Here is a 13,198-nt window from a genome sequence, read left to right as displayed (position 1 = left end):
CCGATCTCTTAGGAGGTCGGTTTTTTTATATGATAATGAATTGGATAAATGTAAATATTCCTAATTTATTTTCCAAGTATCCTAGCATTTTCCTAACTATTTATATAGAATTAGAATGTAAGCCTTTTTACAATTACATAAATGGGGGATGATGATTATGACAAAGAGAAAACATAAACTTTACACAGCGGCCACAACAGCAATAGCCATTACAGCTTTAGCAGTAGTACCAGTTTCGGCTGCTAGTGCATTTTCAGATGTAAGCAAAGATTATGCACATTTTAGCAGTATTTTAACACTACATGAAGCAGGCATTATTAATGGTTTTCCAGATGGCACATTTAAGCCATCACTAGACGTAACACGTGGACAAGCGGCTAAGATGATTGCAGGTGCTTTTGATCTTGCAACAAATTTAGAGAGTGCTGAAAATCCGAAATTTAAGGATGTAGACGCAACTAGCCCATATTACAACGCAATTGTCACATTAGTTAATCTTGGCGTAGTACAAGGTTATGAGGATGATACATTCCGCCCAGATGAAACGATTACACGTGGTCAAATGGCAGTAATGGTGGCACAGGCAACAGGCTTAACAGCTAAAGGAGAAAGTCCATTTACAGATGTACCACAAGATAGCCCATTTGCAGAAGCCGTAACGGCATTATATGAGGCAGGTATTGCAAAAGGCGTTACTGCAACGGAATTTGGTGTAGATAAAAATGTGACTCGTGGTCAGTTAGCGACATTTATTGTGAACGCATTAGACTTACCGGTAGATACAATGCCTATACCAGATGAAAAAGATGAGCAGCCTCAAGAGGAACAGGTGAGTGAAGAACAGCCTACTACAACAAAGGATAGTGCTGCACTTGAGGAATTATTTACCAAAACATTAGCTAAGCAAAAAGAGCTAAAAAGCATGAAGGCTACTATGACCATTTCACAGTCAGTAGAAGCTAACGATGGTAAGGAAACCATGAAAATGGATTCTAAAGGCAATATGAACATGGAAATTGTTACAGAGCCAATGCAGTTCTTTGCGGATGGAACAATGTCCCTAACAGATCCAACAAGTGGTGAAGCAATTAATTTACCAATTAAAATGTACATGACAGCTAAAGATGGTATGTATATGTATGAGGCAGACCAACAAGCTTGGGTAAAATTCCCGAAACAACTATTTGATGATGTACTTAGTCAAACAGGCATGCAGCCAGATGCAGCGGAGCAATTAGAGATGCTGCAATCATTTGCTGAAGACTTCACTTTAAATGAAACAGCAAGCCGCTACGAATTAACACTAAAAGGTTCAGGTGAAAAATTCACAGAGCTAGTAAAGCAACAGCTTGGTGTAATGGATTTAGGCATGGACGCTGATTTAGAGGGACAATTAGGCAATATGTCTTTTGACAATCTCACATACAAATTATTGATTAATAAAGAAACATTTGATGTAGAAGAAATTGCGATGGATATGACGTTAAGTATGAAAGTAGAAGGTAATTCGATAAAAACAAGACAGCAAACAACGATCAAATACCATGATTTCAATGCTGTAACAACGATTACCATTCCAAAAGAAGTGCTAGAAAGTGCAAAAGAAATAGATCTTAGCACAACAGAAACAGCACCTATAGGCAAATAATAAAAACGCTTAAAAAAGTAGGCTTAGTGCAAGCCTACTTTTTCTATGTTTAGCGAAAGCCCATTAAGTCTTTTACTTTCATTGTATTTTCGCTAGACGTTAGGGTTTCTAGTAAGCGGAAGGCAACATCAAAGGCCGTTCCTGGATTGGATGAGGTGATTAAGTGATCTGTTTGTACAATGCGCTCATTAACAATGGTTGCACCGAAGCTTTCCAGTTGTGCTAAACGTTTACTCGTTGGGTGATTAAAGGTCGTTGCTTGACGATGTTGGAGTATACCACAATTTCCTAATATAAGAGAAGCAACACAGATCGTTGCAATCGGTTTTTTACGTTCGTCAAAATGCCGTACAACCGTTTGAAATTCCTCACTAAAGGCATCCTCATAAAAGCCTGCTTCCTCAAAGCCACCAGGGATCGCTAATGCATCAAAATCCTCTAATGTAATTTCGTGGAGCAATTTTTCAGGAGTCACTTTAAAATTCCATGTGCATTGCAGCTGTTCATGCAAACCGACAGTCACAACCTCAGTTGTACCATCACCTTCCCATTTATTCCAGCCAAGAACATCTGTAAAAACACTTGCTTCTACCGCTTCAAAGCCATTTGCTAATAGTAATAATATTTTTTTCATATTTATTAATCCTCCTTTTATTGCTTCTATTGTAATCAATAGGACGGACTGATAACAGAAGTTGTATAATGTATTTTAGACATATGGCTTTATTTGAAAAGGTATTATGTGAAAAAAAGTTGATTATGAAAGGTGAAGTCTGATGGATCAAATTGATACACAAATTTTAAAGCAGTTACAGCACAATGCAAAAATTTCGATGAAGGAGTTAGCGACCACTGTCCATTTATCTTCTCCAGCTGTTATTGAACGTGTCAAAAAGCTAGAGGAACAAGGGGTAATCGAAGGGTATCATGCAAAAGTAAACATCAAAAAAATGGAGCGCACTATTCAGGCGATTATTTTATTTAAATCTATTGATTGTAAAAGTCTCTCTGCATTTTGTAATGCCCATCCCGATGTTCTTGAATGTTATCGAGTGGCAGGGGAAATTAGCTATATCGTCAAGCTAGCAACCTATTCAGTAGAAACATTAGAGGAATTCATAGATGCGGCTATGCCTTATGGTACTCCCTCTACCAATATCGTATTATCTTCAATGGAAAAAAAGGTGATTACACCATTTAATGACAATAATTTTGAATAAATGACAAAAAAAGCAAACCTTAAAGACGTGAGCACCGTTTAAAGGGTAGAGAGGGGGAATCATGTTGCTAATTCATGAACTGGAAAAAATAATGGAACAGCATACAGAGAGACTTATCCGTCTTGCCTTTTACTATGTAAGAGATTTACAAAGTGCAGAAGATATCGTTCAGGATGTCTTTATAAAGTTCTACGATAATCAGCAGAACTATGAGGAACGTGGTGAGCTTAAGGCTTATTTATCGAAATTAGTTAGTAACCGAAGTAAAGATTATTTACGAAGTTGGACTTATCGGAGAATCCAAGTACAACAAAAAATTGCTGCCAAGCAGACGATCACAAGAAGGGATATGCTTGTCCGGCAAGATGAACAAACTTTGATTGAAAATGCAATCCTAGCTCTCCCATTCAAGCAGCGTGAGGTCATTATTCATTTTTATTTTGAAGAATTGTCTGTAGTCGACATTGCGCAGCTGATAAATATTCCTGAAAGTACAGTAAAAACAAGGCTACGTCGAGGGCGAGAGTTACTAAAGCTACAGCTACAGCATGTTGAATGGGAGGTGCTTCTGCATGAGTAAAGTGGATATTCGTGTCGTACGGGATTTATCAGAAAGCAAAAAGCGTGTGATGGCAAATGTCATTCAGCATTTAGAACAGCGTCCTGTTAAAAAATCTACTAGACGCTGGCAATATGGGCTTTTGGCCATGATTTTGAGCGTCTGTATAGGATTGTTTGTATATTTGCAATACAATGATCATCAAAAACAAACCTCTATGATACCACCAGTATTAGATGAACGAATTTTAGAGCTTCACTTACAAAAGGATGCTTATATGAATGGAAAAAATCGACTCTATAGGGCAAGCTTTGATAGTTTTTTATATCTTGAATCGACTTTTGCTTATGCGCAATCAATGAAGTTAATCCCCTCACGGGAGCAAGTAGATAAAGAGTTAGAACTGATTATGGAGGGTTTTAGCAATGAAACTCAGCCAACGATGAAGGAACGATTACAAATGCTGCAAATTACAAAAGAAGATTTTTCTGCAAAATATGCAAAGCCAATCGCTTATAAAATGGCTACAGTTAACTTATTAATGGAGGTAAGCAGAGTCGAATATCAAAATACAAGTGATCCAATCCGGATGTGGTTCGTTGAACAAAAAGCTATGAACTATTTAAAGCAGCACTATCATAAAGACGTTGCTTCTTTACAAGAAAAATATAGAATCCCAGAGAAGGAAAGTCAAATGATGTGGAAAAGAAGTGGAACAGTCTTAGCCATCAAGGAACATGAATTTTTAGTTGTCTCTGGCGTCTTGGATAGCGAGATTGGTCAATTATCTGTAGATGAATTAGTGAAAAAACATAGCAATGGTACGTGGTTCCCTCTAGTGGATGTCCCGAAAACATTATCAGTTGGCGATCGTGTTGAAGTACAATATAGTCAGGCAATTGGGTATGATGGTTCTCAACCTATAATCGATTTTAAAGATATCGTGGGTTTGAGAATAGTAGAAGAATATTAATAAAATAAAGGCTACCATTCAAAAATATAGGATGCATAGCCTTTTCCTTTAATTTAAATTCCGTTACAATAGTTGTAATATTTTCCTTAAATGGAGGTGTTGGGTTGTTATTTGCTATAGTAGATTTTACAACAGCCTTTTTCCTAAGCTTACCTCTTCTACTAATTTATTTTAAGAGTAGGTCGCAGCAAGAGACTCCTTGGCGTTGGTCGTTTCCTCTATGGTTATTCAATTACCTGAGTATTCGATATTTCGTTTCAGATGGAGAGCTATTTTGGGTTGTCCTTTGCTGGCAGCTACTATTTTTATGGCCAATTAGTCTAGTAATATATCTTCATTTATACAAAAAGGAAAAGAATTGGTCGTTTTACATAGGTTTGAAGAAAAAGCATGTTGTTTTTGTGGCAGCATTAATGGCGCTATTTGCGAGCTCTCTCGTGTATTCACTTTTTCTGGCAAATCAACAGGTAGTTGCTTTTCACCAGCAGGTAATGCAAGAGCTCGAGGCCAGCCCGGATCGTCAGCTTTATTTGATAAACAATACGATTGCACCTTCCACACTGCTCGATGTAGCTGATCATATAGCTGAGGTTCGAAAGGGACAGGTTTATGCATCTACTTTGCCTTGGCGAAGCAAGGTTGTTGTGCATCAGGATAATTGGCAAAAGGAATTTACATATGTTCGTTTTTATAATGGTTGGAGGCTAGATGGGCTATACCAAGAAAGTAATTGGGAGAATCAAAAAGATTAAGTAAGGGGAGTCAACCAGTTGCTACAATACGTTTGAAGGAAGATGAGTTAAAGAATAAATTAATGGCATTTTTTTGCGATGCTGGAGCAAGGATTAGAGCAAGATGAGGTAATTCAATTAGTGCAGAAAATGCCATCAACAGTAGTTACATTAAAGAGTCAATTAGCTGAAGAGCATTACAGAAACGCAGTATTCAATTACAAAACATTGCTAAAAAGCTTTTTTATCCAAACATATAATCAATCAAAATATGCGACCCTTCATCAACAAATCGCCACTTGTCTTAACGAGTTATCATAGGCGAAACATGATTGACAAACATTGGCTAATTTGATACGATGACATGCAATAAAAGCATACAAATTCGTTGATGAGAAAGAGTAGTGTTTCATTTTGTTCTACAGAGAGCCGGCAGTTGGTGGAAGTCGGTGTGCAGATGTTACATGAAAATCCTCTCTGAGAAGGTTAGCTGAAGAAAGTAAGCTAACCCGGGTGTCTACCGTTAAAAAGAACACGTATGATTGTACGTTGCTGAGTGCTATTGACCATTGTGTTAATAGAATTAGGGTGGTATTCGCGGTTAACCCCGTCCCTTTTCTTGGGACGGGGTTTTTTGTATGCCTTTTATACAAATTTGATTGTATAGGAGGAACTAATATGCAGGTAGAACAAAAGAAAGAAACAACGGTTGAACGAGAAACACGGATTCGAGCTTTGTGGGAACAAGAGGATACCTTTGCAAAATCCGTAACCAATCGAGCTGGACAGCAGCCATTTGTATTTTACGAAGGACCACCGACAGCAAATGGTTTACCACACGTCGGCCATGCATTTGGCAGAACAATTAAAGATGTTGTAGCTCGCTATAAAACAATGCAAGGCTTTTTCGTTGAACGAAAAGCAGGGTGGGATACACATGGATTGCCTGTGGAGTTAGGGGTAGAAAAGACATTAGGTATCTCTGGAAAACAAGAGATTGAAAATTACGGGGTAGAGCGTTTTATCCAAGCATGTAAAAATAGCGTTTTTACTTACGAACAGAAGTGGCGATCCTTTACAGAACAGCTAGGTTACTGGCTCGATATGGATGATCCTTATCTTACACTAAGTAATGATTACATCGAGTCCGTCTGGCATATTTTAAGTCATGTTCACAAGGAAAATCGTTTATATAAAGGGCATCGGGTGTCACCATATTGCCCTAGCTGTCAAACGTCCTTAAGCTCTCATGAAGTGGCACAGGGCTACAAGGATATCAAAGATTTATCTGTGACAGCCATGTTTAAGCGACAGGATCACGACGAATATTTCTTAGGCTGGACGACGACACCGTGGACTTTACCTGCCAATGTTGCTTTGGCAATGAATCCTGCACTTAAATATGTACGTGTAAAGCATGCAAATAACGTATACATCCTGGCTAAATCACTTGTAGCAAAGGTATTTTCAGAGCCTGTAGAAATAGTAAGTGAGCATGATGGGCATGAGTTTGCGGGTGTTTCCTATCACCCACCATTTTCTTATGTAAAGGTCGATAAAGGGCATGTTGTTGTCATGGCAGATTATGTGACAGAGCACAGTGGTACAGGGATTGTGCATATCGCACCTGCCTATGGCGAGGACGATTATAAAACAGTTCAGCACCATGGTTTATCCTTTATTAACGTAGTGGACTTGAAAGGATGCTATACAGATGAAGTACCAGAGCTTGTCGGGCGATTCGTGAAAGATTGTGATGTCGATATTATAAAAATGCTTGCAAAAAAAGAGCTGTTATTTGCAAAAGAAAAATATGAGCATAGCTATCCACATTGCTGGCGCTGTGATTCACCATTGTTGTATTACGCAACAGATAGCTGGTTTATCAAGATGTCATCCTTAAAGGAGCAGCTTTTACAAAATAATCAACAAGTGACATGGTATCCAGGTCATATTAAGGATGGTCGATTTGGCAACTTCCTAGAAAATTTAGTGGATTGGAACATCAGCCGAAACCGCTACTGGGGGACACCGCTCAATGTATGGGTTTGTCAGGGTTGCGGTCATGAGGAGGCTCCAAACAGTATCGCAGCATTAATAAAATTAGCCAAAGGGGCTGTTGATGAGCAAATAGAGCTTCATAAACCATTTATCGATGACATTGTCTGCACTTGTCCTCAGTGTCAGGGAGACATGAAGCGTACACCTGAAGTAATTGATGTTTGGTTTGATAGTGGCTCGATGCCATTTGCGCAGCAGCACTATCCTTTTGAAGATGTGGCGACTTTTCACAATCAATTTCCAGCAAATGTCGTTATTGAAGGGATTGACCAAACACGAGGTTTTTTCTATAGTTTATTAGCCGTATCGACCTTGTTTACAGGGAAGCCACCTTATAAAAATGTCCTATCGTTAGGGCATGTGTTAGATGAGCATGGGCAGAAGATGTCTAAAAGTAAAGGCAATGCTTTAGAACCAGTTGAATTAATCGAGCAGTATGGAGCGGATGCTTTACGCTGGGCCTTTCTAGTAGATAGCTCCCCTTGGAATCCGAAGCGCTTTTCCAAGAAAATTGTATTGGATGCGAAATCAAAGCTAGTAGATACACTTGATCATACGTTTAAATTTTATGAAATGTATGCCACAATCGATGGGTTTACGTATGATGCCTCAAATACTGGTACACGGTCACATTTAGATCATTGGATTTTGTCTCGCTTACATCACACTATCCGAGTTGTGACAGCTGCCATGGATGATTACCAATTTACGCAGGCGACTAGGGAAATTGCCCAATTGGTGGAGGAGTTAAGCAATTGGTATATTCGCCGTTCTCGCGCCAGATTTTGGGCAAATGGGCTGACTGTAGATAAACGAGGAGCATTTAGTACACTTTACGAGCTTCTAACATCTATTTGTCAATTACTAGCTCCGTTTACTCCATTTATAGCAGAAGATATTTACCGACAATTATGTGGGAAAAGTGTCCATCTTGAAAACTATCCAATATGTAACGAGCAGCTAATGGATGTGAGGCTGGAACAAGAAATGACAATGGTGTTAACAGTAGTGGAACTAGGACGTAGTATACGCAATAGCCAGGGGATGAAGGTTAAGCAACCTTTAAGTGAACTCATTGTTGCAGTAAATGGTGAGTTGGCAGATTACCAAGTCTATAATGAGCTCATTCAAGATGAGTTAAATATCAAGTTCTGTAGATGGACTCATGACTTTTCAGCCTATGAACTTGTCTATTATAAGCTGAACTTTAAAACAGCAGGAGCGGCATTTGGTTCAAAGGTGAATCAGGTAAAAGACTATGTAACGACATTAACAAATGAAGAGAAAAATAAGTTACAGCAACAAGGGGCATTAGATATCGTAATTGAAGATCAACAGCTTACATTGCTGTCAACGCATGTGGCCGCAGAATCCGTCGTGAAGGAGCATTATATAAAAGCAGAGGATAGCACTTGTCGTGTCTTGCTCAATGTACAACTAACGGAGAGCTTATTACAAGAGGGGCAAATGCGAGAATTGATCCGTACAATTCAAGATGCACGTAAAAAATGGCAGCTACCAGTGGAGCAATATGTGTCGATTGCCTTTAATGGGAGCTCGGAAGTCTTATCTATCATCCAGCAGCACGAAACTTTATTACAAGCAAATGTGTTGGTCAAAGCTCTGCATTATGGTGTGGAATGGGACGAAGAAACATCGATAGATACAGCCCTGTTTAATGAAAAGCTTACAATTTTTGTTGCGCTGTAAGAAAAATGCTCAGGTTACCGCCTGAGCATTTTCTATGTATGCTACAGGAAGCCACTTGCAAGATAACAGGCTGTTGCCCATATAAAGATGGCAGAGCATTTATTAAATAATCGCATTAGTTTTCCAGAGCGATCCAGTTTTTTGAACGAGGCTCCCGTCAAAGTAAGTCCGAAAAACCACAGCCAGGAAATTAAGACACAGGCGAGGGTAAAAATGATTTGCTCTGTACCACTATATTTTAATGCGCTCGTCCCAATAACACCGATTGTATCTAATATCGCATGTGGATTGAGGAGCGACACAGAGAGTGCAAAGAATATTTGTTTTTTTACAGGCAGTGCTTCGCTATTAGTGGTAGATGACGGATTTGAACGCCAAATACTATAGCCCATATAAAGTAAGAACACGATACCAACCGTCATTAACGTAATTCGTAACCACTCAAATTGTAGGACAATTAATGATAAACCGAATACCGCTAGTAAAATCAACATTGTATCACAGATAGCTGCTGTCACACTTGCAGGCAATGCTTTGAATACATTTGGTTGTGTAGCACCTTGCGAAAAAACAAAAACATTTTGTACACCTAATGGCAATATAAGACCAAATGCTAAAATGATACCATGAAGAAAAGCTTCCAACGACAATCCCTCCTTTCACTCTTCATTTTAGTTATGGTATAACTAAAAGAAAACGACCAATTGGATGGTTTTTTATCCACCCAATTTTCTAGAATGGAAGGGGATGAATCATGAGCTGGCAGCCAAATAGACAAAGTGACTCCACGTTACAGCAACAAATTGTTCACTGGGTAATCGCTCAAGTGGAACGAGGGGACTGGGTGGCAGGGACAAAACTTCCTACCCAACGACAATTGGCTATGCAGTTTGAAGTAAATCGAAGTACAGTTCAACAGGCTTTGGAGGAATTAAAAGCTATGGGCATTCTTGAGGCAAAGATAGGCTCTGGTGTTTATGTTACTGACAATTCCTGGCATGCATTACTTCAGCAAACACAGCCGAATTGGCAAACCTATATCGAAACAAGTATTCATAAGCCAAATTACCACACCATCCAATTGATAAATGAATACGAGCAGCGTGATGATGTCATTCGATTAGGAACGGGTGAGCTTGCTCCTGACTTGTTACCAACTGAGGAAATGGAGTCTTCACTTAGAGAACTATCATTTCAGCCGAAAAGCTTAGGTTATTCTTCACCACAGGGCAATGATCAACTTCGTGCAGCAATCTGTCACTATGTTAAAAAAAGAGGAATCGATGCTGAGCCCCAGCATGTCTGTATTGTTTCGGGTGCGCTGCAGGCATTGCAGTTAATTGCCGTTGGTTTATTAGAACAAGGGTCGATCGTATTTCAGGAACCAACCTCCTATCTAAACTCTGTCCATCCATTTCAATCAGTCGGTATGCAGATGATTGGCGTTCACCGTGATAATCAACTTGCTCAAACATTAGCTCAACGGAAACGAAAAAAACAAGCCGTCTTTTACGCTATTCCTACTTTACATAATCCAACTGGATATGTTTGGACAGCACAGGAAAAAAAGCTACTGTATGAAGCCTGTCAAGCAACGCGAATTCCGATAATCGAGGACGATGTCTATCAAGATTTGCTTTTTGAAGCTACATCTCCACCGATTAAAGCAATGGATCGAAGCGGGCAAGTCCTTTATATGGGGAGCGTCTCTAAAACCTTAAGTCCTGGGCTCCGCATCGGCTGGCTTATCGGCCCAACAACCGTCATCGAACGACTGGCAGATATTAAAATGCAAACAGACTATGGCTCAAGTGCCATCTCACAGGAAATAGTATTGCATTGGTTGCAATCAGGGAAATATGACAAACATATCGTAGGTTTACGCCAACAATTACAAGATCGAGCCGATTTTACAGAACGTATTTTACAGGAAAAATTTAAGGATATCGCAAGTTGGGATAAACCAAAGGGAGGCTTCTATATTTGGCTTAAGTTTCATGAGCCTCTTGTAGATAAAGAGTTCTTTCTAAAGCTGTTGCAACAACAAGTATTAATTAACCCAGGCTATATTTATGATCCTCAAGACCATCACCATATTCGATTATCTTACTCATATGCATCCTATGAGGAATTACAGGAAGGCCTACAAATCTTGCATGACTGTGTCGTCGACGGGATGGGAAAGTGAGATATTGAGTGAAATAGGTATTATTTTAGGGGGATTCGCTCCAATTAGGGTGCAAGGTGATCCAAAAAGCGGGAGAACCGCTCCAAAATAGAAGAGAAGCGCTCCAAAGAGAGAGGAAACCGCTCCAACTAGAGTGAAAGGTGATCCAAAAAGCGGGAGAACCGCTCCAAAATAGATGGGAAGCGCTCCAAAAAACGGGGAAACCGCTCCAAGTAGGATGCAAGGTGATCCAAAAAGCGAGGAAACCGCTCCAAATAGGATGCAAGGTGATCCAAAAAGCGGGAGAATCGCTCCAACAAGGATGCAAGGTGATCCAAAAAGCGAGGAAACCGCTCCATCTAGAGTAAAAGGTGATCCAAAAAGCGGGAGAACCGCTCCAAAATAGATGGAAAGCGCTCCACAATGAGAGGAAACCGCTCCAACTAGAGTGAAAGGTGATCCAAAAAACGGGGAAACCGCTCCAAATAAGATGCAAGGTGATCCAAACCGCGGGAGAACCGCTCCAAAATAGATGAGAAGCGCTCCACAATGAGAGGAAACCGCTCCAACTAGAGTGAAAGGTGATCCAAAAAGCGAGAGAACCGCTCCAACAAGGATGCAAGGTGATCCAAAAAGCGAGAGAACCGCTCCCAATTCGATAGAAAGTGCTCCAAAAAGAGAGGAAACCGCTCCAAATAGGATGCAAGGTGATCCAAACCGCGGGGAAAGCGCTCTAAAATGTAGGGAAACCACTCCAAATTGAGTAGCACGAAGTAACTAGCTTCTAAACAACGAATTAATCTACAAATCCTTTTAATAATTCCAACCTGAGTCACTTCACCAACATAAAGAAAAGTGAATAATCAAAGCATTGCACCCATACATTTTAGAAGAATCATAGCGGAAAGAGGTGAACGTTTGGAGAATTTGCCACCAGGTTATTTTCAGGTGCCACAGCCTGTTAGGAGTGATGGAGCAGGAGGGGTGGATAAGGGGCCACGAGATATTATGCGGGATTTAGAAAATCCTGATATGCTGGTACCGCCAACGACTGATGCGGGGTTGATTCCTAATTTGCGCTTTTCGTTTTCGGATACGCATATGACCTTAAATCAGGGGGGATGGTCTCGGGAAATTACGGTTCGTGAATTGCCGATTGCTACGACATTAGCGGGTGTTAATATGAGTTTGACACCTGGAGGCGTGCGTGAGCTGCATTGGCATCAGCAGGCAGAATGGTCTTATATGCTCCTTGGTTATGCACGCATTACCGCAGTCGATCAAAATGGCTGTAACTTTATTGCTGATGTGGGACCAGGTGATTTATGGTATTTCCCGCCAGGAATCCCTCATTCTATTCAGGGACTAGGGGGCGGTTGTGAATTTTTATTAGTGTTTGATGATGGGAATTTCTCTGATCTCAATACACTCTCGATTTCGGATTGGTTTGCCCATACGCCAAAAGAAGTATTGTCGGCTAATTTTGGTGTTCCTCTGAGTGCCTTCCAACATATTCCGAACGAACAAGTGTATATATATCAAGATAAGGTTCCAGGACCCATAGATTCACAAAAAGTACAATCTCCCTATGGAAAGGTTCCACAATCTTTTAAACATCGTTTGTTAGCTCAGCCTCCATTGAAAACACCGGGAGGCAGTGTGCGCATAGTTGATTCGACTAATTTCCCCATTTCAAAAAATATTGCGGCTGCACTGGTAGAAATTGAGCCTGGTGCGATGAGGGAATTACATTGGCATCCTAATAACGATGAATGGCAATATTACTTACAAGGAAAAGGACGGATGACTGTTTTTACAGGGAATGGTACAGCTCGAACATTCGATTATCGAGCGGGAGATGTTGGGTATGTTCCATTTGCTACGGGTCATTATATTGAAAATACAGGCACAGAACAATTATGGTTTTTAGAAATGTTTAAAAGTGACCGGTTCCAGGATGTATCCTTAAATCAATGGATGGCTCTCACGCCAACTGAATTGGTGCAAAGTAATTTACGGGTCGGCCCTGAGTTGTTACATGCCTTAAGAAAGGAAAAATGGCCGGTGGTGAAATATCCTGGTTTTTCCTATTATCCGAAATAGCAAAGCAGGTGAAAAAATTCTCACCT

Annotated in this window: 12 protein-coding genes and 1 other annotated feature; of the genes, 10 read left to right on the top strand and 2 right to left on the bottom strand. The window is 40.1% G+C overall.

From position 1 onward, the window contains the following. The first annotated feature begins 157 nt into the window (after positions 1 to 157). Positions 158 to 1,648, top strand: a complete 1,491-nt coding sequence (locus MKY49_RS11935) for an S-layer homology domain-containing protein (RefSeq protein ID WP_341386313.1) — start codon at positions 158 to 160, stop codon at positions 1,646 to 1,648. Between the two features lie 49 nt (positions 1,649 to 1,697). On the opposite strand, the gene MKY49_RS11930 is transcribed toward MKY49_RS11935, so the two are convergent. Beyond that, on the bottom strand, positions 1,698 to 2,282 hold the full coding sequence (locus tag MKY49_RS11930; protein ID WP_341386312.1) for a DJ-1/PfpI family protein: 585 nt from the start codon (positions 2,280 to 2,282) through the stop codon (positions 1,698 to 1,700). Positions 2,283 to 2,424: 142 nt separating this feature from the next. On the opposite strand from MKY49_RS11930, the gene MKY49_RS11925 reads away from it, so the two are divergent. From MKY49_RS11925 to ileS, 6 genes are all read left to right on the top strand, one after another. Continuing rightward, positions 2,425 to 2,868 (top strand): Lrp/AsnC family transcriptional regulator, encoded by a 444-nt coding sequence (locus MKY49_RS11925; RefSeq protein WP_313470934.1) that lies wholly within the window; start codon positions 2,425 to 2,427, stop codon positions 2,866 to 2,868. A 61-nt stretch (positions 2,869 to 2,929) separates the two neighbouring features. Further along, positions 2,930 to 3,448 carry a sigma-70 family RNA polymerase sigma factor gene (locus MKY49_RS11920; RefSeq protein WP_274793232.1) on the top strand — a complete coding sequence of 173 codons (519 nt, stop codon included), beginning with the start codon at positions 2,930 to 2,932 and terminating at the stop codon, positions 3,446 to 3,448. Next, complete coding sequence (locus MKY49_RS11915) at positions 3,441 to 4,400, top strand: DUF3221 domain-containing protein (RefSeq protein ID WP_341386311.1); 960 nt, start codon at positions 3,441 to 3,443, stop codon at positions 4,398 to 4,400. The genes MKY49_RS11920 and MKY49_RS11915 overlap by 8 nt, the downstream gene beginning before the upstream one ends. A gap of 104 nt (positions 4,401 to 4,504) precedes the next feature. Continuing rightward, entirely contained in the window at positions 4,505 to 5,152 is a 648-nt protein-coding gene (locus MKY49_RS11910) for a hypothetical protein (protein ID WP_274793230.1), read from the top strand. A gap of 78 nt (positions 5,153 to 5,230) precedes the next feature. Then, on the top strand, positions 5,231 to 5,452 hold the full coding sequence (locus MKY49_RS11905) for a hypothetical protein (protein ID WP_274793229.1): 222 nt from the start codon (positions 5,231 to 5,233) through the stop codon (positions 5,450 to 5,452). Between the two features lie 58 nt (positions 5,453 to 5,510). Beyond that, positions 5,511 to 5,749 (top strand) — a binding site (T-box leader). Between the two features lie 60 nt (positions 5,750 to 5,809). After that, on the top strand, positions 5,810 to 8,902 hold the full coding sequence (gene ileS / locus MKY49_RS11900; RefSeq protein ID WP_341386310.1) for an isoleucine--tRNA ligase: 3,093 nt from the start codon (positions 5,810 to 5,812) through the stop codon (positions 8,900 to 8,902). Positions 8,903 to 8,943: 41 nt separating this feature from the next. Here ileS and MKY49_RS11895 read toward each other — a convergent pair whose 3' ends face one another. Next, positions 8,944 to 9,546: a LysE/ArgO family amino acid transporter gene (locus MKY49_RS11895; RefSeq protein WP_322610767.1), complete on the bottom strand. Its 603-nt coding sequence runs from the start codon at positions 9,544 to 9,546 to the stop codon at positions 8,944 to 8,946. A gap of 110 nt (positions 9,547 to 9,656) precedes the next feature. On the opposite strand from MKY49_RS11895, the gene MKY49_RS11890 reads away from it, so the two are divergent. The 3 genes from MKY49_RS11890 to MKY49_RS11880 all read left to right on the top strand — a co-directional run bounded on the left by MKY49_RS11890 (position 9,657) and on the right by MKY49_RS11880 (position 13,172). Then, positions 9,657 to 11,090: an aminotransferase-like domain-containing protein gene (locus MKY49_RS11890; RefSeq protein WP_322606494.1), complete on the top strand. Its 1,434-nt coding sequence runs from the start codon at positions 9,657 to 9,659 to the stop codon at positions 11,088 to 11,090. A 140-nt stretch (positions 11,091 to 11,230) separates the two neighbouring features. After that, positions 11,231 to 11,437 (top strand): hypothetical protein, encoded by a 207-nt coding sequence (locus MKY49_RS11885; protein WP_341386309.1) that lies wholly within the window; start codon positions 11,231 to 11,233, stop codon positions 11,435 to 11,437. Between the two features lie 550 nt (positions 11,438 to 11,987). Beyond that, positions 11,988 to 13,172 (top strand): oxalate decarboxylase family bicupin, encoded by a 1,185-nt coding sequence (locus MKY49_RS11880; protein WP_341386308.1) that lies wholly within the window; start codon positions 11,988 to 11,990, stop codon positions 13,170 to 13,172. Positions 13,173 to 13,198: the final 26 nt, after the last annotated feature.

Source organism: Lysinibacillus sp. FSL M8-0134 (assembly GCF_038069745.1).
Classification (GTDB): Bacteria; Bacillota; Bacilli; order Bacillales_A; family Planococcaceae; genus Lysinibacillus; species Lysinibacillus irui.
The sequence above is the reverse complement of the archived record's forward strand: the minus strand, read 5'-3'. Positions and strand labels throughout refer to the sequence as shown.

Bases quoted from the DNA above. Each gene is read 5' to 3' on its own strand.
- MKY49_RS11935 (WP_341386313.1), top strand. From the start codon at position 158: ATGACAAAGAGAAAACATAAACTTTACACAGCGGCCACAACAGCAATA.
- MKY49_RS11930 (WP_341386312.1), bottom strand. From the start codon at position 2,282: ATGAAAAAAATATTATTACTATTAGCAAATGGCTTTGAAGCGGTAGAA.
- MKY49_RS11925 (WP_313470934.1), top strand. From the start codon at position 2,425: ATGGATCAAATTGATACACAAATTTTAAAGCAGTTACAGCACAATGCA.
- MKY49_RS11920 (WP_274793232.1), top strand. From the start codon at position 2,930: ATGTTGCTAATTCATGAACTGGAAAAAATAATGGAACAGCATACAGAG.
- MKY49_RS11915 (WP_341386311.1), top strand. From the start codon at position 3,441: ATGAGTAAAGTGGATATTCGTGTCGTACGGGATTTATCAGAAAGCAAA.
- MKY49_RS11905 (WP_274793229.1), top strand. From the start codon at position 5,231: ATGCTGGAGCAAGGATTAGAGCAAGATGAGGTAATTCAATTAGTGCAG.
- ileS (WP_341386310.1), top strand. From the start codon at position 5,810: ATGCAGGTAGAACAAAAGAAAGAAACAACGGTTGAACGAGAAACACGG.
- MKY49_RS11890 (WP_322606494.1), top strand. From the start codon at position 9,657: ATGAGCTGGCAGCCAAATAGACAAAGTGACTCCACGTTACAGCAACAA.